This window comes from Caulobacter sp. GW821-FHT10A06, assembly GCF_059415805.1.
Genome location: NZ_JBWKNY010000003.1, coordinates 535504 through 557692, shown reverse-complemented (window position 1 = coordinate 557692; position 22189 = coordinate 535504). Strand labels below are relative to the sequence as shown.

The 22189-nt window shown below is 68.5% G+C and carries 16 protein-coding genes, 1 tRNA gene and 2 pseudogenes; 9 read left to right on the top strand and 10 right to left on the bottom strand.

Annotated elements, in window-relative coordinates:
* Positions 1 to 53 precede the first annotated feature (53 nt).
* Positions 54 to 1787: a tRNA (5-methylaminomethyl-2-thiouridine)(34)-methyltransferase MnmC2 gene (gene mnmC2 / locus AC07NF_RS10360; protein ID WP_494631877.1), complete on the top strand. Its 1734-nt coding sequence runs from the start codon at positions 54 to 56 to the stop codon at positions 1785 to 1787.
* A 361-nt stretch (positions 1788 to 2148) separates the two neighbouring features.
* Here the strand turns inward: mnmC2 and AC07NF_RS10355 are convergent, their stop codons facing one another.
* Positions 2149 to 3360, bottom strand: a complete 1212-nt coding sequence (locus tag AC07NF_RS10355; RefSeq protein WP_494631878.1) for an OmpA family protein — start codon at positions 3358 to 3360, stop codon at positions 2149 to 2151.
* A gap of 268 nt (positions 3361 to 3628) precedes the next feature.
* On the opposite strand from AC07NF_RS10355, the gene sapA reads away from it, so the two are divergent.
* Together sapA and AC07NF_RS10345 are read left to right on the top strand one after the other, a co-directional pair.
* Positions 3629 to 5629: a protease SapA gene (gene sapA, locus AC07NF_RS10350; RefSeq protein ID WP_494631880.1), complete on the top strand. Its 2001-nt coding sequence runs from the start codon at positions 3629 to 3631 to the stop codon at positions 5627 to 5629.
* A gap of 81 nt (positions 5630 to 5710) precedes the next feature.
* Positions 5711 to 7327, top strand: coding sequence for a hypothetical protein (locus tag AC07NF_RS10345; RefSeq protein ID WP_494631881.1), 1617 nt, complete (start codon positions 5711 to 5713; stop codon positions 7325 to 7327).
* Positions 7328 to 7336: 9 nt separating this feature from the next.
* Here AC07NF_RS10345 and AC07NF_RS10340 read toward each other — a convergent pair whose 3' ends face one another.
* From AC07NF_RS10340 to AC07NF_RS10330, 3 genes are all read right to left on the bottom strand, one after another.
* Complete coding sequence (locus tag AC07NF_RS10340) at positions 7337 to 7711, bottom strand: hypothetical protein (protein WP_492814375.1); 375 nt, start codon at positions 7709 to 7711, stop codon at positions 7337 to 7339.
* A gap of 68 nt (positions 7712 to 7779) precedes the next feature.
* Complete coding sequence (locus AC07NF_RS10335) at positions 7780 to 8073, bottom strand: DUF6958 family protein (RefSeq protein WP_494631884.1); 294 nt, start codon at positions 8071 to 8073, stop codon at positions 7780 to 7782.
* Positions 8063 to 8614, bottom strand: coding sequence for a GFA family protein (locus AC07NF_RS10330; protein WP_494631886.1), 552 nt, complete (start codon positions 8612 to 8614; stop codon positions 8063 to 8065). Before AC07NF_RS10330 ends, AC07NF_RS10335 begins: the two co-directional genes overlap by 11 nt.
* Positions 8615 to 8707: 93 nt before the next feature.
* On the opposite strand from AC07NF_RS10330, the gene AC07NF_RS10325 reads away from it, so the two are divergent.
* Positions 8708 to 9334, top strand: coding sequence for a TetR/AcrR family transcriptional regulator (locus AC07NF_RS10325; protein ID WP_494631887.1), 627 nt, complete (start codon positions 8708 to 8710; stop codon positions 9332 to 9334).
* Between the two features lie 37 nt (positions 9335 to 9371).
* Here AC07NF_RS10325 and AC07NF_RS10320 read toward each other — a convergent pair.
* Both AC07NF_RS10320 and cpdR read right to left on the bottom strand, forming a co-directional pair.
* Positions 9372 to 9446 (bottom strand) — tRNA-Val (locus AC07NF_RS10320).
* A 111-nt stretch (positions 9447 to 9557) separates the two neighbouring features.
* Entirely contained in the window at positions 9558 to 9914 is a 357-nt protein-coding gene (gene cpdR / locus AC07NF_RS10315; protein ID WP_291871818.1) for a cell cycle two-component system response regulator CpdR, read from the bottom strand.
* A 179-nt stretch (positions 9915 to 10093) separates the two neighbouring features.
* On the opposite strand from cpdR, the gene AC07NF_RS10310 reads away from it, so the two are divergent.
* Both AC07NF_RS10310 and AC07NF_RS10305 read left to right on the top strand, forming a co-directional pair.
* Positions 10094 to 11020: an N-formylglutamate amidohydrolase gene (locus tag AC07NF_RS10310; protein ID WP_494631890.1), complete on the top strand. Its 927-nt coding sequence runs from the start codon at positions 10094 to 10096 to the stop codon at positions 11018 to 11020.
* Between the two features lie 27 nt (positions 11021 to 11047).
* The gene (locus AC07NF_RS10305; RefSeq protein ID WP_494631891.1) at positions 11048 to 11821 is read left to right on the top strand and encodes a hypothetical protein; all 774 of its coding nucleotides are present in this window, start codon (positions 11048 to 11050) and stop codon (positions 11819 to 11821) included.
* On the opposite strand, the gene AC07NF_RS10300 is transcribed toward AC07NF_RS10305, so the two are convergent.
* Positions 11818 to 12498 carry a hypothetical protein gene (locus AC07NF_RS10300; RefSeq protein WP_494631893.1) on the bottom strand — a complete coding sequence of 227 codons (681 nt, stop codon included), beginning with the start codon at positions 12496 to 12498 and terminating at the stop codon, positions 11818 to 11820. The two genes, AC07NF_RS10305 and AC07NF_RS10300, sit on opposite strands and share 4 nt — an antisense overlap.
* A gap of 71 nt (positions 12499 to 12569) precedes the next feature.
* Positions 12570 to 12884, bottom strand: a pseudogene (locus tag AC07NF_RS10295) (energy transducer TonB); the annotation flags it as partial.
* 651 nt (positions 12885 to 13535) lie between these two features.
* Between AC07NF_RS10295 and typA the strand changes: the two are divergent.
* Positions 13536 to 15371, top strand: coding sequence for a translational GTPase TypA (gene typA / locus AC07NF_RS10290; protein WP_492814362.1), 1836 nt, complete (start codon positions 13536 to 13538; stop codon positions 15369 to 15371).
* Between the two features lie 64 nt (positions 15372 to 15435).
* Here typA and AC07NF_RS10285 read toward each other — a convergent pair.
* A pseudogene (locus AC07NF_RS10285) lies at positions 15436 to 15558 on the bottom strand (hypothetical protein); the annotation flags it as partial.
* A gap of 160 nt (positions 15559 to 15718) precedes the next feature.
* On the opposite strand from AC07NF_RS10285, the gene AC07NF_RS10280 reads away from it, so the two are divergent.
* Positions 15719 to 18121, top strand: a complete 2403-nt coding sequence (locus tag AC07NF_RS10280) for a putative bifunctional diguanylate cyclase/phosphodiesterase (protein WP_494631894.1) — start codon at positions 15719 to 15721, stop codon at positions 18119 to 18121.
* A gap of 140 nt (positions 18122 to 18261) precedes the next feature.
* Entirely contained in the window at positions 18262 to 19422 is a 1161-nt protein-coding gene (locus AC07NF_RS10275) for an aminotransferase (protein WP_494631895.1), read from the top strand.
* Positions 19423 to 19550: 128 nt separating this feature from the next.
* Here AC07NF_RS10275 and AC07NF_RS10270 read toward each other — a convergent pair whose 3' ends face one another.
* A complete protein-coding gene (locus AC07NF_RS10270) occupies positions 19551 to 22136 on the bottom strand; it encodes a hybrid sensor histidine kinase/response regulator (protein WP_494631896.1) in 2586 nt (861 codons plus the stop codon).
* Positions 22137 to 22189: the final 53 nt, after the last annotated feature.

Sequence of the window (22189 nt, the reverse complement as noted above, 5' to 3'; positions counted from 1 at the left end):
CCGGGCGGCCCTTTTTCGTTGACGGTAGGCGCGAGCCCGCGCTCTAGACCCGCATGGATCCCACCGCCCCTTCCAGTCCCTTGCTCTGGCGCGAGGACGGCCTGCCGCAGTCCAGCCTGTACGGCGACGTCTATTTCTCCAGCGTCGACGGCCTGGCCGAGACGCGGGCGGTGTTCCTGGCTGGCTGCGGGCTGCCGGAGCGGTTCTCCAGAGACTTCACGGTCGGTGAGCTGGGCTTCGGCTCGGGCCTGAACATCGCCGCCCTGCTGGACCTGTGGCGGCGCGAGAAACCCGAAGGCGCCAAGCTCCACATCTTCTCCATCGAAGCCCACCCGCTGGCGCGCGACGAAGCCGCCCGGATCCTGGCCCACTGGCCGGAGCTGGGCGAGGCCGCGCAGGTGCTGCTGGACCACTGGCCCGGCCGCGCCCGAGGCTTCCACCGTGTGGACCTGCCCGGCTTCGACGCCGTGCTGGACCTGGCGGTCATGGACGTGGTCGAGGCGCTGGAGGCCTGGGACGGCGCGGCCGACGCCTGGTTCCTGGACGGCTTCTCGCCCGCCCTGAACCCGGCCATGTGGCGCGAGGAGGTACTCGCCGCCGTCGCCAGCCGTTCCGCCCCGGGTTCGAGGGCCGCGACCTTCACCGTGGCCGGCGCCGTGCGGCGCGGCCTGCAGGCGGCCGGCTTCGAGATCGCCAAGCGCCCGGGCTTTGGCCGTAAGCGCGAACGGCTGGAGGCCTGGCTGCCGGGTGAGCGTGAGACCCCGCCCCGCCCGGAGACCCTCGCCATCATCGGCGGCGGCATCGCCGGCGCGTCCCTGGCCCGCGCGGCCCGCGCCGAGGGCCTGACGGTCACCGTCATCGACGATCCCGACACTGTAGCGGCCTCCGGCAATCCCGCCGCCCTGGTCACGCCCGCCCTGGACGCCGGCGGCGGTCCGCGCGCGGCGCTCTACGCCCAGGCCCTGGCCCGCGCCGTCGCCCTGTACGAGGCCGAGCCTGGGGCGGTGATCGCCCACGGCGTGACGCAACTGGCCACCGGCGAGCGCGACCCGGCCCGCTTCGCCAAGGTCGCCGAGCAGGACCTGTTCGAGCCCGGCGCGATGCAGACGACGGAGACGGGTCTCTCCATGACCAGCAGCCTGGTCATCCAGCCCGCCGCCGCCACCGCCGCCTGGTCCGGCGAGGTCATGCATCGCCGTGTCGCCCGCCTGGAGCGTGATGGCGAAGGCTGGAAGCTCCTGGACGAGGCCGGCGACCTGATCCTGCGCGCCGACCGCGTGGCCCTGGCCGGCGGCGTCGCCACCGTCGATCTCGCGCCCTTGCCCCTGAAGCCCGTGCGCGGCCAGGCCAGCTGGACGGACGCTCCCGCCCCCGCGCCGACGGCGTTCGGCGGCTATGCGGTCCCCACCCGTGACGGCGTGCTGTTCGGCGCCACCCATGATCGGGGTGAGACGGCTGTCGACGTGCGCGAAGGCGACCACGCCCGCAATCTCGACACCCTGGCCAAGGGCCTGCCGGACCTGGCGGCGTCTCTTGCGGGCAAGACCTTCGAAGGCCGGGCGGCGATCCGCGCCACCACGCCGGACCGCATGCCACTGGCGGGGATCACCGAGGACGGTCTGTTGGTGCTGACGGGCCTGGGCTCGCGCGGCTTCTGCCTGGCGCCGCTGCTGGCCGAGCATCTGGTCGCCCGCCTGCTGGACCTGCCCTCGCCCCTGCCGCGCGTTTTGTCGCACCCGGTTGAATCTGGCCGTTTCGACTCGCCTGAGACGAGCAGCGGCGTATAGTCGAACATGGTTATCGGAGCGCGGAAGCGGTCCCCTTTTCCCGCGTCCCACTTCATTTCCAAACGAGGCCGGCCACCCCTTCAGGCTGGCTCGCGTGACGGCGGCCCTCCGCCCTCTTGGTCCGCCGGATCGGACGCCCCCGACGCCCCATCGGGGGCGTCTTTTCGTTTGATGCTCCACCGCGATGCGGGGGAGCTGTCGCGTAGCGACTGAGGGGGCAAGCACCGCTCAGGCCGAGCTCGCCCCCTCCGGCCCTCTGGGCCACCTCCCCCGCAACGCGGGGGAGGATCTATCCAGACAAGGCTAGGGGGCCGGCCCGAAGGCCGACCCCCTGTCACCCCACCAATCAGTCTTTTTATATTTAGAAGTTGATCGAAACCGTCGAACGGCGGTTCAGCGGTTCCTTCACGCCGTCACCCGTAGCAACGGCCGGAGCGCTTTCGCCCTTCCAGTCGACCGCCAGGGCCGTGGCGTTGACGCCCATGCTGACCAGGCCATCGGCGACGGCCTTGGCGCGGCGTTCCGAGAGCTTGGCGTTGTACTTGTTCGAGCCCGAGGTGTCGGTGTGACCCGTCACCACGATCTTCGAAGCGCCGCCGCCCTTGGCGTATTCAGCGGCCTGCTGGACCACCGCCTGGGCTTCCGTCGTCAGCACGTACTGATCGAACGGGAAGTAGACCACGAACTCACGCGACTCGTAGGCCGGAGCGGCCGGAGGCGGCGGCGGGGGCGGCGGAGGAGCCGGTTCCGGCGGCGGGGGCGGCGGGGGCGGAGGCGGGGGCGGGGGCGGCGGCGGGGCCGACCCGAAGGTGTAGCGCAGGCCCAGGGTCACCGAGGTGTCCTTGTAGCGGCCCGAGAAGGTGCCGACGTCCGTGATCGAACCACCGGCCGGGCCGGCGTTCTGCGTCACCGAACCCCAGTCCAGCTTGGACGTGCGCAGGTAACGGCCGGTCAGGTCCATCGACCAGTTCTCGGCGAAGTTCCAGGCCACGCCCACCAGGCCCTGCAGGGCGAACGCCTGGTCGACATCGTCGAAGCTGGTGTTCTGGTAGATGGCGGCGCCGGCCGGGACGCCCGACAGCTGGCCATAGACCTTGTTGTGCACCCAGGCCGTACCGGCGCCGACGCCGACGAACGGGCTGATGCTCGAGTTCGGGGCGAAGTCGTAGATGGCGTTGGCCATCAGGGTCGTGGCCTTCAGCGAACCTTTCGGCTCACCGCAGGCCGGGGCGGCGGCGGTGCGCTGCACGCCGGCGGTGCAGAGACCGATCGGCTGGCCGGCGCTGGAGCCGACGCCACGCACGCTCTGGAAGTCGCCCGGGCGATAGCCGTATTCGGCCTCGACGCGGAAGTTCGGGGTGAACTTGTAGCCGAAGCGGCCGAACGCGGCCCAATCCTTATCGGCCGAGAAGTCCCACTGATAATTGTTGGTGGAGTTCGCCTTGACCGAGTCCGGCTCATGATAGCCGACGTCGCCCGCGACATAAAAACCACTCGTGGCGCTCTGGGCCAAGGCGCCCGAGGCGGCGCTCAGCGCAACCGCCGCGACGCTGACCAGCAACCGCATTTTCATGTTGTACCCTCTTCAATCGAAATGTCGCGGGCCCGACTTGCCCGGCGCTCGAGACGACAAACGCGTCATGTCCGGAAATGGGTGTGTCGAATGAGCCACACCGGCGCCCAGAATGTGAAAATTGTGGCGGAGGGCGCCATGCTCCGGCAGCGCTTAGCTTGGCCGGAAAGCTTGGCTGGAAGCTGTGCGCGTTTGTCGCAAATAGCCGAGATTGCAGGAGAAATCAGGATTCACCATACTCGTCTGAAGTGGCGCGTGGAGTACGGTCGTGAGTGTTGAACCCTTCCCTCTGGCGGCGGACGAATTTTCGGGAACGGCGGAGGCGATCACCGGCGGCGGGCAGCCGAACGCCTTCGTCAACGCCGACACCCGGGTCGGCATCGTGGCCGGCAAGACCAGCCTGACGGTCGACCAGGCCGCCTCGCAGCTGATCCGTGGCGAGCCGGGCTGGGGTCCGGCCCTGCAGAAGGCCGCGACGGTCAGCTACGCCTTCCGCGCGACCGCGCCCACCAAGATGCCCACCGACACGGCGACCTTCACCCAGTTCTCGGGCGCCCAGATCGCCCAGACCGAAAAGGCCCTGACCGCCTGGTCCGACGTCGCCAACGTCATCTTCACCCGCGTCGGCACGGGCAGCGGCGACGCGGCCTACAGCAACAACGCCACGATCCTGTTCGGCAACTACAACAGCGGCCAGACCGGCGCGGCGGCGTTCGCCTATATTCCGGGTAACCCCGCGACCTTCAGCGAGGACGGCGATGTCTGGATCAATTCCAGCCTGAGCTACAATTCCATCCCGACCGGCTCGAACTATGGCGGCATGGTGCTGGTGCACGAGATCGGCCACGCCATCGGCCTGGGCCATCCGGCCGACTACGACGCCGACAGCAGCAAGGCCCTGACCTACGCCGCCGACGCCGGCTATTACGAGGACAGCCGCCAGTACACGGTGATGTCCTATTTCAGCGAGAGCAATACGGGCGGCTCGTTCAGCGGGGCCTACGCCTCCTCGCCGCTGCTGGACGACATCGCCGCCGCCCAGCTGGCCTATGGCGCCAATATGAGCACCCGCACCGGCGACACGGTCTATGGCTTCAACTCGACCGCCGGCCGCGACTGGTTCAGCGCCCTGGCCTCGCCCAAGCTGATCTTCGCCGCCTGGGACGCCGGCGGCACCGACACCTTCGACTTCTCCGGCTACAAGGTCGCCCAGACCATCGACCTGCGCTCGGGCTATTTCTCCAGCGTCGGCGGCCTGACCGGCAACGTCACCATCGCCATGGGCGCGACGATCGAGAACGCCATCGGCGGCTCGGCGGCCGACACCATCAACGGCAACGCCGTGGCCAACCGCATCACCGGCGGCCAGGGCAACGACATCATCGACGGCGGCCTGGGCGTCGACACGGCCGTCTACGGCGGCAAGTTCGGCAGCTACGCCATCAGCGCCAAGGCCGACGGCGGCTGGCAGATCAAGGACAATGGCGGCCTGGGCGAAGGCACCGACAGCGTCATCAACATCGAGAGCCTGGCCTTCTCGGACCGCACGGTCTCGATCGTCGACAGCCGCGTGGCCACGGTGATCACCAACGTGCTGCGCATCGCCCCCTTCTCGGTCACGGGCGACGCCACGATCAAGACCATCGCCGCGGCCATGGCCGGCGGGGCCAGCTATACGGACGCCATCGCCCAGGTGACCAAGGCGGCGATCTCGACCGCCGAGGTGGCGGTCCTCTCGTACCAGTTCTTCACCGGCAAGACGCCGACCGCGGCGGGCATGGACTATCTGGTCAATCCCGATGGCGCGAACACCGCCAACCTCAACAGCGCCTACTACCAGTCGTTCAATCTCGAGAACCGCTACATCAATTTCGCGGTCAACCTGGGCAAGGTCGGCGAGGGCGCGGCCAGCTTCGCCGCCACCTTCGGCGGGGCCTCGCTGGAGGACACCACCAGCGCCGCCTATGCCCGGATCTTCGGCGCGACCCCGACCGCCGCCAAGGTTCACGAGCTGCTGGACGCGACCTTCAATTTCAGCGGCCAGACCATGACCCGCGCCCAGTACTTCGCCTATTACGGCCAGGACGGCCTGAACGGCCAGGGCACCAAGGCGGCCATGGTCGGCTGGCTGATGGCCGAGGCCGCCAAGGCTGACCTGGGCGTCTACGCCAAGTCCGCCGACGCCCTGTTCGCCGACCAGGCCAGCCACAATGTCTACGGCGTCGACCTGCTCGGGACCTACGCCAAGCCGGAATATAATCTGGTCTGAGGTCCGCCACGGTCAAGAAATGGCAACCTTGTCGCTCTACCTGAGGGTTATAGCCCGCACGCAGAGCGACAGGAGCCCGCCTTGGCCGTCATCAACGGAACGCCCGGCAACGACGACTTCTTACTCTCGGCCAACCAGGACGACGAGGTCTTCGCCGGCGCGGGCAACGACCGGTTCGCGATCAGCGCCTCTTTCGGCGTCGGGAAGCTGCGGGTCGATGCTGGGGACGGCGACGACCTGTTCCTGGTCAAGGACATCTCGAACGGCCCCACGATCCTTCACGGCGGCGCGGGCAACGACACCTTCCGGCTGTTCTACGGCGGCACCGTCTATGGCGATGCGGGCGCGGACATCTTCAAGCTGACCGACGACTCCGGCCGCCTCCCCTTCAGGATCGCCGACTTCTCGGCCGACGACGTGCTCGATGTCCTGCCCCACTTCGAATATCTGAGCCTTCCAGCCGGCCCCGACCCCTTCGCTTCCGGCTATGCGCGCTTCATGCAGCTGGGCGCCGACGCGATGCTGCAGATCAAGGGCGCCAACGGCGAGTGGCGGACCTTCGGCTACATCCTGGGTCGCGACGCCAGCCAGTTCACCACCGCCCAGCTGGGCGGCATGAAGACCGGCGTCGTCCCCTACCCGGCCTCGGTCTCGATATCGACCGCGGCGACCAGCGTCATGGAGGGCGGCACGGTGACGGTGGACGTGACCCTCTCGGCGCCGTCCACGGAAACCGTCCAAGTCTACGTCAGCCCCACACGGCTCAGCGACAACAATTCGGCGGGCAGGTCGGTCTTCGTGACCCTGCAGCCCGGTCAGACCAAGGGTCAGGCCGTCATCGCCATCGAGGACGAAGGGTATCTGGACACGCGGGGGCAGGTGGCCATCTCGGCGTCCGCCTCGGGCTACGCCTCCAACCCGCTGAACCCGGCCACCATCACCCTCACCCTCGTCGACAACGACCAGAAGGGCTTCAGCGTCGCGTACGGCAACCCGACCTATGCCTACAAGAACCTGACGCTGCTGGATGCCGTCCGACCGGGCGACGCCGCGGCGATGTCCACCGTGCCGAGCGGCACGTGGCCGCCGCCCGGGCGAGACTATGTCCGGCTGATCGAGCCCTTCGTCCTGGCCAACACCTCGGTGGCCCTGACGGCCTATCAGTTCTTCAGCGGCAAGAGCCCGGGCCAGGCCGGCCTGAAGTACCTGGTCAACTCGCCCGACAACGCCAGCGACCTGAACGACGCGGGCGGCATCTATGCGGGGATGAACACCGAGAACCGCTACATCAACTTCGCCGCCAATCTGGGCCTGGTCGGCGAGGGCAAGGCGGCCTTCGCCAGCGCCTATCAGGGCCTCACCTTCCGGCAGGCGGTCGACAAGGCCTACGACACCGTGATCGGCAAGGCCTACGCCCAGGCCGCCGGCGTCAACGTCGCCGCCGCCATCGACAGCGTCGTGGCCACGCAGAGCTATTTCAGCGCCCTGGCCGCCGAGCGCATGAGCGGTTTCGACCGCGACCTGGCCATGAAGGCCGGCATGGTCGGCTACCTGATCGCCGAGGGCCAGAAGGCCCATGTCGGCGCCTATGCCCGCGCGGTCGAGAACTTCTATCTCGACCTCATGGACAGCACGGCCCAGCACAATGTCGACCTGGTCGCCATCTACGGGCCGGGCACGTTCCTGGACGCTATGTAGGGCCCTCCCCTAGGCCTTCGCCTTCGGCGGCCTGGCCTTGAGGATCGCCAGGGCCTCCCACGGCTTGCCCTTGACCGCCACGCCGGCCGCCAAGCCCGCGACGAAGGCGCCGCTGGGATGGGCCTGGATCAAATCCACGATCCGCTGCTCGATCGAGGGCCGGCGATGCCGCGCGCGATGCTGCTTGTGCGCCAGGGCCCACACCGCGACCGTCACGCCCGCCAGGGCGGTCACCGCCACATAGGCCCAGGCCCGGCCCAGATGCGGGGCCAGGAATGCGAACACCGCCATCGCCCCGGTCACCGCCGCGATCGCCGCCGCCATGATCAGCCCCGCGCCCGTCATCAGCCGCGAAATCAGGTCATCGATGAAGTCGTCCAGCATGTGTGAGCCTCCAGCCGTCTGCTGAAGGTCAACGCTGGAGAGGGCGTTTGGCGCCGCCAGCCCCGCCTTCAGACCCGCGAAAGCCGCACCGGGCTGCCCGGACCGCGTCGGATCACGCCCTTGGCCTCCAGGTCCAGCTGCGCGGCCTTGAGCCACCAGCCGGCCTTCTCGCCGCCAGGAAACAGGTCGTCGGGCAACAGCGGCAGCAAGGCGGTCTTGGCGTCGGCCACGGTCATGCCGGCCCCGGCGGCGGGCAGCACCTTCAGCAGCGCGTCGCGCATCGCCTCGTACTTGGCCCGCTCCACCCGATAGGTCCGGCCGGGCGATGTGAAGTTCTCGATCTCGATGCGATCAACCGGCATCCAGCGTCCCCTGAACGTAGTCCGTCTTGGGGACCTTGAAGCCCATGGCGATCCAGGCGCCCAGGAGCCGCCCCATGAAGGCGGGCGCGGCCATGCCGACGGACGGGATGGACGGGTCGAGATCGGCCGCCGCCGCGCCCAGGTCCTTGGTCATGGTCCGCATCTGGATCGGCGGGCGCTCCCCCGGCGCCAGGCGGTCGCGATAGACGCTCAGCCAGTGGCCGTTCTCGAACTCCAGGAACATCGGCGAAGCGCAGCAGGTCGCCACCACGCGGCGCGTCGGCGACTGCGGTCCCAGGCGGAATTCCCGCAGTCGCTCGGCGCCCGCCGTCGGCCGCGCGCGGTCCTTGCGGCACAGGACGTAGTCGGTCCCGCCCTCCGCGCTACGGACCGGCCCGGCGCCCGGCAGCGCCTCCAGCACCGCCGCGGCCCGCCGGCAGCTGTCGCAATGACAGGTCGCCGTCAGGATCGGGCGACCGGTCAGCTCCAGGGCGACCTGGCCGCACCGGCATCGCGCGGCCGTTCGAGAGTCTTTGTTCATCAGGCGCTCCTCCTGAGAAACTAGACTGGACGGTCTAGTTTGATGCGTCAAGCCGCGACCGTGTAGACTCCTCGCCGGAAGGAATCAGGTCGCATGAGCCAAGCCCAGGAAACGCGGATGCAGCGCACGCGAGGCTGCATCCTGGACGCCGCGCGCGGTCTGTTCCTGAAGAGCGGCTACCTGCCCACCAGCATGGACGAGATCGCCGCAGCGGCCGGCGTCTCCAAGCAGACGGTCTATGCCCACTTCCACACCAAGGAGGGGCTGTTCCTGGAGCTGGTCGACAGCATGACCGGCGGGGCCGGCGACACGTTCCAGGCCCAGCTGACCACGGATTTCGACGACCGCCCGATTCAGGCCTACCTGATCGAATACGCCGAACGCCTGCTGACCAACGTGATGACGCCCGAGCTGATGCGGCTGCGCCGGCTGGTCATCGGCGAGGTGGCGCGCTTCCCGGAACTGGGTCGCACCCTGCACACGCGCGGACCCGCCCGCTCGATCGGCCGGCTGACCCGCACGCTGGAGCATTATCGGACGAAGGGCGAGGTCAGGGTCGAGGATCCGCGCAAGGCCGCGACCTTCCTCAACTGGCTGATCATGGGCGAACCGACCCACGACGCCATGCTGCTGGGCGACGGCGCCATTCCATCGGCCGCCGATCTGCGGGCCCATGCGAAGGCGGCGATCGACGTGTTCCTGGCAGCGCACGGCGCCTGACCAGGATCGTCAAGTCTTCAGATTTTCAGGAAGGGAATGGTGGACGCGACAGGGATTGAACCTGTGACCCCTACGATGTCAACGTAGTGCTCTCCCGCTGAGCTACGCGTCCGCCGAAGCGAACCGGAAGCGCTTCGAGAAGCGTCCCGGCCGGGAAGGTGTGGGGGTATAGCGGCGGCTTTGCCGGTGCGCAAGCCGCCCCAAAACTTTTTAAGGCAGATTTTTAAGCGGCCATCATTTTTTCCACCTCGGCGACCAGGTCGCGCAGGTGGACGGGCTTGGACAGCACCTTGGCGCCGGCCGGCGCGCGGTCCTGCGCCGACAGGGCGACGGCGGCGAAGCCGGTGATGAACATGATGCGCAGGGAGGGATCGCGGGCGGCCGCCTGGCGGGCCACCTCGATGCCGTCCATGCCCGGCATGACGATGTCGGTCAGCAGCAGGTCCCAGGGGGCTTCCAGGTGCTGGACGGCCTCTTCGCCGTCGGCGCAGGCCTGGACTTCGAAGCCGGCGCGCTCCAGCGCCCGGGCCAGGAAACCACGGAGGGAATCGTCGTCTTCGGCGAGGAGGATGCGGGCCATCAGGTCACGTGTCCGGAAGATGTGCGTCGGTCGAGAGGCCACCTTACCGCGCGCATCGTAAATCGGGGATGAACCTAATCGTCGCGGGCGACATCTGGCTTGTGGACGGATCGCCTCATTCCGAGCCTTGCGAACTATTCGCGTTTGACCCCGGCCCGCCCGCCTTCGATGATGCCGGCATGAGCGCTTGGCGGCCCCTCTCCACCGATCAATCGGTAACGACGCCGCTGGAGACCCTCAGCGGGCCGGCGTTCGAGATCACGCGCGCCGCCCCGGCCGGCGCCCCGCCGCCGACGGCCCTGGTGTTCGCCTCGCCCCACTCGGGCGATGTCTATCCCGAAGACATGACCTCGGCCGCCCGCCTGCCGGTCGAGACCCTGCGCGCTTCGGAGGACGCCTTCGTCGACCGCATCGTGGCCGGGACCCCCGCCCTGGGCGCCAGCCTGATCCGCGCCCGCTTCGCCCGCGCCTATGTCGACCTCAATCGCGAGCCGTGGGAGCTGGACCCGGCGATGTTCGAGGGCGAGCTGCCCGAATACGCCCGCGGCCGCACCGCTCGGGTGGCGGCGGGCCTGGGGACCATCCCGCGCATCGCCGGCGAGGGCCGGCCGATCTATGCCCGCAAGCTGACCTTCGCCGAGGCCAAGGATCGGGTCGAGCTGGCTCACCGGCCTTATCACGACGCCCTGGACCGTCAGCTGGCGGCGGCGCGGGCGGCGCACGGCGTGGCGATCCTGATCGACTGGCACTCGATGCCGGCCGCCGCCGCGCGCGGCCAGCGGGCCAAGGGCGGCGGGCCGTGCGACATCGTGCTGGGCGACCGCTTCGGCGCGGCCTGCTCGCCCAAGCTGACCGGCCTGGTCGAACGCGAGCTGGAGGCCCTGGGCTACCGCGTCGTGCGCAACGCCCCCTATGCCGGCGGCTACACCACCGAACACTACGGCCGGCCGGCCAAACGCACCCACGCCCTGCAGATCGAGATCAACCGCGCGCTCTATATGAACGAGACCACGCGCGAGCCGACCGAGGGGCTGATCAAGCTGACGGCCGACGCCGAGGCCCTGACGCGGGCGCTGGCGGGGCTGGATGTCACGGAGCTGAAGTAGCCTTATCCACCAACGGGAGATGTGCTGATGAAGACCTCGACCCTTGGCCTGGCGGCGCTCGCCGCCGCCCTTCTCGCGACCCCTGCCCTGGCCCAGAACACCCCGTCCGACGTCCGCGATCTGGTCGGGGCCCGCGCCGCCGGCGGCGAGACCCAGTTGCTGGCGCGCGGCTACGTCAATGTCGGCGTCCAGACCGGCGACGATCGCAAATGGACCACTTGGTGGAACGGGCAGCGCGGCGTCTGCCTGTCGGTCGCCACGGTCAATGGCCGCTACGACTCGATCGTCACCACGCCCGCCCCCGATTGCCGGCGGAGTGGCGGCGGTGGCGGCGGCGGCGATGACCGGTTCCAGCCGCCCGCCTTCGGCTATGGACGCGACGGCGGCGGCTATCGCGAGCACATCGCCCTGATCTGCTACGGCGAGGGCCAGAAACTGACCGCCGAGACCCGCTCGGGCTACGAGTGGGATCCCGACAAGCGGCGCTACAAGCCCCGGTCCGGCTACGACTGGACCAACAAGGAATACGACACCTCGGTCACCATCGAGATCGACGGCGCTCGCGGCCGTATCCGGCCGGCCAAGTCGATGCTGCCGCCGATCCGCTCGGGCAGCGACGACGGCTGGTACGACATCGCCAATCTCGTGGTCTCGCGCGACATGATCCGGGGCGAGTTCCGGCTGAACGGCATGAACAAGCCCAGGCTGTCGATCGACCGCCGCGCCGGCCATATCAACCTGGACGGCCTGACCAAGTTCAGCGGGACCTGCACGCCGCTGGACGGCGATCGCAAGTTCTAGGCGGGCTTGCCGCCCACTACGCTCAGCAGCAGAGCCACGCCGGTGACGATGGTCCAGGCGACCAGGAAACAGCCGATCGCCGCGGCGACGGCGTGGGCCCTTCCGTAGCCGTTGCGGCGCCGCCAGAGGGCCTCGACCGTCACGTACCAGCCCGAGATGGCGACAAACGCCAGGACCGCGCCCGTGCGCAGGTCCGGCCAGCCGGAGCCCGCCATCGCCGCGACGCCCACGACCAGGGCGTAGACGGCGGCGGGGAAACATTCGGGATAGACGTGGCCGCGCAGCGTCTTGCGCGTCAGCGGCTCCTTGGCCGTCAGGGTCCGCTCCAGGGCGAACAGCAGCGGGAAGACGCCGTACAGCAGCGACTGGAACAGCACGATGTTCTCGTGCGAGTGCAGCGCCTTGAGCGGAGCCTCCGGCAGGTGGGTCGGCGCCAGGGGCCCGATCCCCAGGCGGACCAGGTGCGAGATCAACAGACTCAGCATCAGGAACAGCGGCGGGCTCAGGGCGTCGTCGAACTGGTCCTCCTCGCGCTTGCGCAGCTCGGCATGGGCGTGGTCCAGCATGCGGCGCGGGACGAACAGGGTCCGGAAGAACACCAGCGGATAGAAGACCAGCCAGCTCATCACCTCGAAGACCAGCTCTTCGAGCGATCTGAGGATCTTCATGAAGTCCATGGGGCCGCCGTCTCCACGCCAACGGGCCTCACCCTGCGACAGGCGCTCCCGCGCGTCCAGGCGTCGGCGGATCAGCGCTCGGCCTGGGCCTTTGGCGGCAGCGCGAAGCGAATCGTGATTCCCGGTAGGCGGCGCGAGACCTGCACCGCGTTCGGGCCCGTGACGTCGACCTGGTAGTAGGTCATGGCCATCAGGGCCGCGCCGCCAAAGCCCAGGCCTTCGGGATTCTCGCCTCGCACCACGCACTCGCCGAACGTCCCGTCGCGGCGGATCACGCATTCCAGCGTGGCCGCGCCCTCGACGCCGGCCCGCCGGGCGGTGGCGGGGAACAGGCCGGCCAGGACTTCCGGCGACGGTGATTTCAGGATCTGCAGCGGCGGCAGGCGTTGCTGGGCGGGCGTCACACCCGTGACACCAAGCAGGATCAGAAGAGCCGCCCCGAACGTTATGCGTCGTCGTTTCAAAGCTTACCCCCCGGTTCGCTCTGCAATCGTCAGCAGTGGGAGGGATCGGCGCTTTTCTGTCAAACGCACGCGCGTTTGAGGTGAGCGCGATGGCCGCTTGCGACCTCCGGGTCGGCTTCACAGCCACTGGGGCCAAAAAAAAGCCCGGTGAAACCACCGGGCCAGTTCATTAGGGAGGAAACGCCCAGGAAGGGCAGAAGCGGCAGCGCCGCCTCACAGGATTGTTTATAGGGTGCGGCGCAAAATTAGGCAAGCAGAAAATTGGGCTTCAATGTCGATTTTTTGACAGGGGATTGATGCAACCCTTTGCGCCACAAGGATTACGTAACGTCGCTATTTGAAATAGCCTAAAAATTGTGCATGTTGCAGTGCACAATTTGTTGCGTTTGAAACGGTCTCTCGAGCAAACATCGCGCAAAGCCAAGCGCGGCAAGGCTTTGGCCATGACACCGGTTACCTGCGACAAGTGTTTCACAGCGTCAGGGCTAGATAAATCGGCCGCAGTCGCGTAAAAGCCGCGCGCCTGACGCGTAGAGCGTCATCCCTATTCCTCCCGAAAGTCCGTCCGTCCCCATGTCCATGCGAAATATCGCCATCATCGCGCACGTCGATCATGGCAAGACCACCCTCGTCGACCAGCTGCTGGCCCAATCGGGCGTCTTCCGCGCCAACGAAGCCACGACCGAGCGCGCCATGGACTCCAACGACCAGGAGCGTGAGCGCGGCATCACCATTCTGGCCAAGTGCACCAGCGTGCTGTGGAACGGTGAGGCGGGCGAGACCCGCATCAACATCATCGACACCCCCGGCCACGCCGACTTCGGCGGTGAAGTCGAACGCATCCTGGGCATGGTGGACGGCTGCGTCCTGCTGATCGACGCCGAGGAAGGCGTCATGCCGCAGACCAAGTTCGTGCTGACCAAGGCGCTGAAGATGGGCCTGCGCCCGATCCTCTGCATCAACAAGGTCGACCGCGCCCACGCCGATCCGGACCGCGTCCACAACGCCGCCTTCGACCTGTTCGCCGCCATCGGCGCCACGGACGAGCAGCTGGACTTCCCGCACATCTACGCTTCGGGCCGTTCGGGCTGGGCGACGCTGGACATGAACGTGCCCAGCGACAACCTCGCCCCGCTGTTCGACCTGATCGTCCGCCACGTGCCGGAACCCAAGCAGATCGCCAAGGTCGACCAGCCCTTCCAGATCCTGAACGTGCTGATCGAAAGCGACCCGTTCCTGGGCCGCCTGCTGACCGGCCGCATCGAGAGCGGCAAGGCCGTTCCCGGCATGGCCATCAAGGCCCTGGACCGCAACGGCAAGGAAATCGAGCGCGGCCGCATCACCAAGGTGCTGGCCTTCCGCGGCCTGAAGCGCCAGCCGATCGACGAAGGCGCCGAAGCCGGTGACATCGTCGCCATCGCCGGCATGTCGAAGGCCACCGTGGCCGACACCCTGTGCGCCCTGGACGTCACCGAGGCCCTGCCGGCCCAGCCGATCGATCCGCCGACCATCTCGATGACCGTCTCGGTCAATGACAGCCCGCTGGCTGGCCGCGAAGGCGACAAGGTCCAGTCGCGCGTCATCCGTGACCGCCTGCTGAAGGAAGCCGAGAGCAACGTCGCCATCAAGGTGACCGAGACCAGCGAAGGCGACGCCTACGAAGTCTCGGGCCGCGGCGAACTGCAGCTGGGCGTCCTGATCGAAAACATGCGCCGCGAAGGCTTCGAGGTCTCGATCTCGCGTCCCCGCGTCGTGTTCCAGACCGACCCGGAAACCGGCAAGCGCCTGGAGCCGATGGAAGACGTCATGATCGACGTCGACGACGAGTTCTCGGGCATCGTCATCGAGAAGCTGTCGCTGCGTAAGGCCGAGCTGAAGGACATGGGTCCGTCGGGCGCCGGCAAGACCCGCATCCAGCTGACCGCCCCGTCGCGCTCGCTGATCGGCTATCAGGGCGAGTTCCTGACCGACACGCGCGGTTCGGGCGTGCTGAACCGCGTGTTCAGCCACTACGAAGCCTACAAGGGCGCGATCGACCAACAGCGCAAGGGCGTGCTGATCTCGAACTCGGACGGTGAAACCGCGGCCTACGCGCTGTGGAACCTGGAAGAGCGCGGCGTGATGTTCGTCGGCGCCGGCGAGAAGACCTATCTGGGCATGATCATCGGCGAGAACGCCCGTTCGGACGATCTCGACGTCAACCCGATGAAGGCCAAGCAGCTGACCAACGTCCGCGCCTCGGGCAAGGACGAGTCGATCCGCCTGACCCCGCCGCGCAAGATGACCCTCGAACAGGCCATCGCCTATATCGAGGAAGACGAGCTGGTCGAGGTGACCCCGAAGAACATCCGTCTGCGCAAGCAGATCCTGAACCCGTCGTTCCGCAAGCGTCGCGTCAAGGAAGAGTAGTCGTTTACGACCGCTGAGATTGGGGCCGCCGTTCGCAAGGACGGCGGCCTTTTTCTTTGGCCTCAGTGTCATCCCGGACGGCCCGCAGGGCCGATCCGGGACCCAGGGGCCGGCGCACTGCGGTCACCCCTGGGTCCCGGCTCTCCGCTTCGCTGCGGCCGGGATGACACGATGAGCGAAGCCCGATTACGTAACGTCACCGGTATTGGGATACGCGAATACCCTCGTCCTACTCATTTCCCGCCTCAATTTACTCCGCGAATTCGCGAACTTAACCGCAGGTTTACCCGGCCGAACCATGGTTTCCGCGGGGGACTTCCGCTCCGTCGAACCAGAGGGCACGCGTCGTGCGCATCGCCGCCAGCACGCTGATCAATCGCGGCGCGTCCGCGCTGCACGACCGCCTGCTTCCGCACGTGCCCGAAGCCATGGCCGGCCGCGTCCGCATGGAGCAGGTGCAGAGCATCCTGCGCATGACGCCCGTGATGATGGGCGCCAATATCGTCATCGCCCTGCTGGTCGGCCTGGCCGGCCTCAACAGCCGCCACACCGCCGTCCTCACCGTCTGGGCCGCCCTGGTCATCAGCTACGGCCTGCTGGGCCTGCGCGGCTGGGTCGTCTCGCAGCGCCGCAAGAGCACGAAACAGACCGTCTCGGCCCGCGGCGTGCGCCGCATCACCTGGCAGGCCGGCGTGCTGGGCTGCCTGTGGGGCGTGCTGCCGATCCTGACCATGCCGCAGCAACAAGGCTTCGCCGGCGCCATGCCGATGCTGGTCGCCTCGGTGCTGGCCGGCATGATCGGCTGCGGCGGCTTCGCCATGCTGACCCTGCCGGCGGCCGCCATCGCCTATTCGACCCCGATGGTCGTCGGCGCGCTGTGGGTGCTGGCCACCAGCAACGACCCGATCCTGTTCGCCCTGGGGGGCCTGCTGATCTTCTGCCACATGGTGGTCAGCGTCTCGTGCCTGTCGCACGCCAAGATCTTCGCCGACCGCCTGGTCGCCGCCGAGGAGCTGGAGCAGCAGCGCCAGGTCGTGTCCCTGCTGCTGTCCGACTTCGAGGAAGGCGCCAGCGACTGGCTGTGGGAAGTCGACGCCGCCGGCGCCATGACCTACGTCTCCGACCGCATGGCCGCCGCGGCCGGGGTCGACAAGAGCCAGTTGCTGGGTCGTCCGATGTCGGAGCTGTGCGGCGCGGCCGAAGGTCCGATGGGCCCGATCGCCGCCCTGGCCCCGCTGTTCTTCGACCAGAAGGCCTTCCGCGACGTGACCGTCTCGATCGGCGTCGGCGGCCAGACGCACTGGTGGTCGCTCTCCGCGAAACCTGTCCACGACCTGAGCGGCGTCTTCACCGGCTTCCGGGGCGTGGGCGCCGACATCACCCAGGCCCGCGAGGACCAGGCCCGCATCTCGCGCCTGGCCCACTACGACGTGCTGACCACCCTGCCCAACCGCCTGTCGTTCCTGCAGGCCCTGAGCAAGGCCTGGACCGAGCACGGCAAGCGTGGCGAGACCGGCTGCGCCGTCCTCTGCCTGGACCTCGACCACTTCAAGGGCGTCAATGACAGCCTGGGCCATCCGATCGGCGACGACCTTCTAATCCAGGCCTCGGCCCGCCTGCGTGACACGGTCGGCGAGCTGGGTCTGGTCTCGCGCCTGGGCGGCGACGAGTTCGCCGTCGTCATCGCCCCCTCGCCCGGCCACGAGGCCCTGGGCGAGCTGGCCCGCGCCATCGTCGCCACCCTGTCGGATCCCTACGACGTGCGCGGCCATCACGTGCTGATCGGGGCCAGCGTCGGCATCGCCGTCGCCCCGTTCGACGCCGATGACCCGGACGGCCTGCTGAAGAACGCGGATCTCGCCCTCTACCGCGCCAAGGGCGACGGCCGGGGCGCCTACCGGTTCTTCGAGACCGCCATGGACGTCTGGGCGCAAGAGCGTCGCGCCCTGGAACTGGACCTGCGCGACGCCCTGGCCAACCACGAGCTGAAGCTGTTCTTCCAGCCGCTGATCGGCAGCGTCGAGCACGAGACCACGGGCTTCGAGGCCCTGCTGCGCTGGCAGCATCCGCGCCGGGGCCTGGTGCCGCCGGCCGACTTCATCGAGTGCGCCGAGCAATGGGGCCTGATCGGCGCCATCGGCGAATGGGTGCTGCACGAGGCCTGTCGCACGGCCGCGACCTGGCCCTCGCACCTGACCGTGGCGGTGAACCTGTCGCCCAATCAGTTCGCCTCGGGCGATCTGGTGGCCCAGGTCCGCGCGGCCCTGAAGGACTCGGGCCTGGCCCCGCAACGGCTGGAGCTGGAAATCACCGAGGGCCTGCTGCTGCACGACAGCGCCAAGACCCTGGAACAGCTGGCCGCCCTGAAGGCCCTGGGCGTCAAGATCGCCATGGACGACTTTGGCACCGGCTATTCCAGCCTGGCCTATCTGTGGCGGTTCCCGTTCGACAAGATCAAGATCGACCGCTCGTTCGTGGCCGAGATGCAGGACAACACGGCCATCGCCGACATCCTGCGCACCATCGCCCTCTTGGGTCAGACCCTGAACCTGGAAGTCACCGCCGAAGGCGTCGAGACCCAGGCCCAGGCCAAGCTGCTGTCGGACATGCAGTGCGACACGTTCCAGGGCTTCCTGTACGGCCGGCCGATGCCGGTGGGGGATATTCCGAGCTTCCTGCTCTCGAACCTGGCGCGGCAGATGCGGCGGGAGTCGGATGAGGATCCAGCGGCGGAAGCCGTTACGGGCTGATAGATGCTCCCCCGTGATACGGGGGAGCTGTCGCGGAGCGACTGAGGGGGCTAGCTGGATCGAGGCCGCACTGGCCCCCTCCGGCCCTCCGGGCCACCTCCCCCGTATCACGGGGGAGGATCTATGCTACGCAACGCCCCATGGTTCACCCCGTCTTCGACAACCTGCCGACCACCATCTTCGAGCGCATGAGCGGCCTGGCCCGCCAGCATGGCGCGATCAATCTGGGCCAGGGTTTTCCCGACGACCAAGGCCCCCTGCCCGTGCGCGAAGCCGCCGCCAGGGCGCTGATCGAGGGCTCCAACCAGTATCCGCCGATGCGCGGCCTGCCCGAGCTGCGCGCCGCCGTCGCCGGACACTACGGCCGGACGCAGGACCTGCAGCTGGACCCTGACACCGAGATCGTCGTCACCTCCGGCGCGACCGAGGCCCTGGCGGCCGCGTTCACGGCGCTGATCTCGCCCGGCGACGAGGTGGTGCTGTTCCAGCCGCTGTACGACGCCTACCTGCCGCTGGTCCGCAGGGCGGGCGGCGTGCCGAAACTGGTCCGCCTGACCCCGCCGGACTGGCGCTTCACCCGCGAGATGCTGGAGGCGGTGTTCAGCGACAGGACCCGCATGGTCGTCCTCAACAGCCCCCTGAACCCGGCCGGCGTCGTCACGCCCGACGAGGACTTGGCGCTGCTCGCCGAGTTCTGCGTGAAGCACGACACCATCGCGGTGTGTGACGAGGTCTGGGAAGCCGTGGTCTTCGACGGCCGTAAGCACAGTCCGCTGATCACCTTCCCCGGCATGCGCGAGCGGACGGTGAAGATCGGCTCGGCCGGCAAGCTGTTCGGCATGACCGGCTGGAAGGTTGGTTTCCTGATGGCCGCCCCCGCCCTGACCAAGGCCCTGGCGGCCGCGCACCAGTTCCTGACCTTCACGACGCCGCCGAACCTGCAGGCGGGTGTGGCGTGGGGGCTGGAGCACCACCGCGCCTGGTTCGACGAGATGCCGGCTGATCTGCAGCGGTCGCGGGACCGCCTGACGGCGGGACTAAGGGCGGCGGGGTATGTGGTGCTGGAGAGCCAGGGGACCTACTTCCTGAACGTCGACCTGACGGCGTCCGGCGTGGCGCTGGACGACGTGACGTTCTGCGAGCGGTGTGTCGTGGAGTTCGGGGTGGCCGCAATCCCGGTGTCGGCGTTCTTCGCCGAGGATCCGGTGACGAACGTGGTGCGGCTGTGCTTCGCCAAGAAGGACGAGACACTGGATGCGGCGTTGGAGCGGTTGGCGAGGGCGAAGGCTGCTTTCGCCTGACAGATGCTCCCCCGTGATACGGGGGAGCTGTCGCGGAGCGACTGAGGGGGCTAACGCGGCATGCGTCCAGCTGGCCCCTCCGACCCTCTGGGCCACCTCCCCCGCATCGCGGGGGAGGATCTAAGGCCCTAAAGCGCGCTCAGCCCCGCCATCAGCTCCCGCGCGACACCCCGCGCCAGGCACCGGTCCATCGCCGACAGCAGATTCCGCAGGTCGATCGGCTTGGCCACGTGGGCATCGCAGCCCGCCTCCAGGCACGTCTTGATCTGCGCGCTCATCACGTCGGCCGTCAGGGCGATCACCGGCAACCGTACGAACCGCGGATCCTTGCGCAGCCGCCGCGTGGCTTCCAGGCCGTCCAGCACCGGCATGTTGACGTCCATCAGCACGATGTCGACCGGCTGGCCTTCCAGGGCGTCCAGGGCCTGCTGGCCGTTCTCGGCCTCGATCAGCTCGCAGTCGAACGGCTCGAGGAACAGGCGGATGACCCGGCGGTTGACCGGATGGTCGTCGACCACCAGCACCCGGCGCCCTTGCAGCGCCGCGAAGCCGCCGGCCTCCTCGTCGCCCGCATCGGCCTCCCAGACCGGGACGTCGGCGGCCTCGGCGGCGTCGACCAGCATCTCGATGGTGAAGACCGAGCCCAGCCCCTCCTCGCTCTCGACGCGGATCTCGCCGCGCATAAGCTCGACCAGGCGGCGGGTGATGTTCAGCCCCAGGCCCGTGCCGCCGAAATTGCGGGTGGTCGAGGCGTCGGCCTGGACGAAGGGCCGGAACAGCTTGCCGACCGTGGCCGTGTTCATGCCGATGCCCGTGTCGGCCACGCGCAGGCGCACGCGCACCCTTCCCATTCCATTGGGCCCGTCGTCTTCCGGATAGCAGGCCAGGGCCACCTCGACCTTGCCGTGGGTGGTGAACTTCAGGGCGTTGGAAACGAGGTTCGTCAGGCACTGGCGCACCCGCACCCCGTCGAACATCAGCGGCCCCGGGGCCTCGCTCTCCAGCTTGAAGGTCAGGCAGACGCCCTTCTCGCGGGCCGTGGGCTGGTAGCCGTTGACCAGGCGCGAGCAGGTCTGGACCAGGTCGCCGACCGTGGGCGCGATCTCCAGCTTGCCGGCCTCGATCTTGGAGAGGTCCAGAATGTCGTTCAGCAGCACCAGCAGGGTGTCGCCGCTGTCCATGATCAGGTCGACCTGATCTTTCTGTTCGGAGGTCAGCTTGCCGGCGCGCAGGGCCTGGCCAACGCCCAGCATGCCGTTCAAGGGCGTGCGCAGCTCGTGGCTCATCACCGCCAGGAACGCCGACTTGGCCTTGTTGGCGGCCTCGGCGTGCTCCTGCGCGTCCTTGAAGCGGCGCGAGGCCCGGCGCTGGTGCACGGCCCAGGCCACGCCGCCGGCGACCAGCACGCCCAGCAGCAGGGCGATGACCACCGAGGCGCGCGCCAGGCTGCGCGACAGGCGCACCTCCTCGGTCAGGCGGCGGTTGTCGTCACGCTTGGCGCGCAGTTCGCTATCCAGGGCCGACGACATCTCGGCGACGCTGCGCGAGTGGGCGCGCTCGGCCTCGACGCCGTCGATGCGCCGCCAGGCGTCCAGCTTGCGGAAGGCGTCGGCGCCCCTACCCTCGGCCTGGTCGATATAGGCGCTGATCAGGTTTTCCAGGTGCGGGTCACGCGCCGCCAAGGTGGTCGGGATGGCCTTCAGGCGGGCCAGATCCGCGCGGGCCGCGGCGGCCTGGCCCAGCTGGGCCTGCGCCAGGGCGCGCTGGCCCAGCATCAGCACCTGCAGCCGGCGGTCCGGCGCGGCCAGGTTGGCGGCGGCGGGCGCCACGCAGTCCAGCACCCGTTGCGGCGCGTTGCGATAGGCGGCGATCCGGGCGCACAGGAAGCGGTCCCAGGTCAGCAGGTCCTTGTCGCCGTCGGCCGTGGTCATCTTGTGATGCAGGTCCGAGAAGCGCTCGGCCGCGTCCAGCTCGCCCAGGTCGGCGGCGGTGTAGGCGATGTCGTAGATCCGCTCGATCCGGCGCAGGTAGAAGACGTCGCGCTCGTCCAGCCGCGCGGCCTGGGCCATGTGGTCCAGGGCCCCTTCCTTGTCGCCGATGTCCGACAGCGTGTAGCTGTGCACCTGATGCAGCTCGGCCAGCAGCGGCTGGGCGATGCGGCCGCGTTTCTCGAGATCCGTGGTCAGGTCGGCGGCCAGGCGGGCGGCCTGCGCCCAGCGCCCCACCTGCCCCAGATGGCGCACCCGCTCGATCCCGGCCATCAGTCGGATGTCCGAGCCCGACCGCAGCATGAACCGGTTCCAGTCGGCCTCGGTGAAGGCGCGAAAGCCCCGCGTCTCGTGGCGATAGGCGATGGTCTCCAGGTCGACCAGCGTCGCCAGGGTCGTGTCGTGATCGCGGGCGGCGACCTCGCGGGCCTCCTTGGCCCAGGCGTCGAAGCGGCCGGGGATCTGGTTGCTCTTATAGGCGTACAGCACCCGCCACAGGCCATAGAGCCGGGCGTTGCCGTGCTCCTGGATCGACCGCCGGCCGGCCCGCTCGATGTCTTCGTTGCCGCGCGGCGGATGGCGGACCTCGTGCGCGCCGATCTCGCGGCTCAGCTGGTCCAGGCGCTGGCCCAAGGGTGCGCTTGTTTGAGGAATACTGGTCTGCGCCCCGGCGGCGGAGGCCGCGAGACTGACAAACAGCGCAAGGGACGTGAGCAAGCGTCGCATTGGCCCGCAGATTTCGCGGGTATAGATGTGGGAAGGGTTAAGCTTACCGCCGA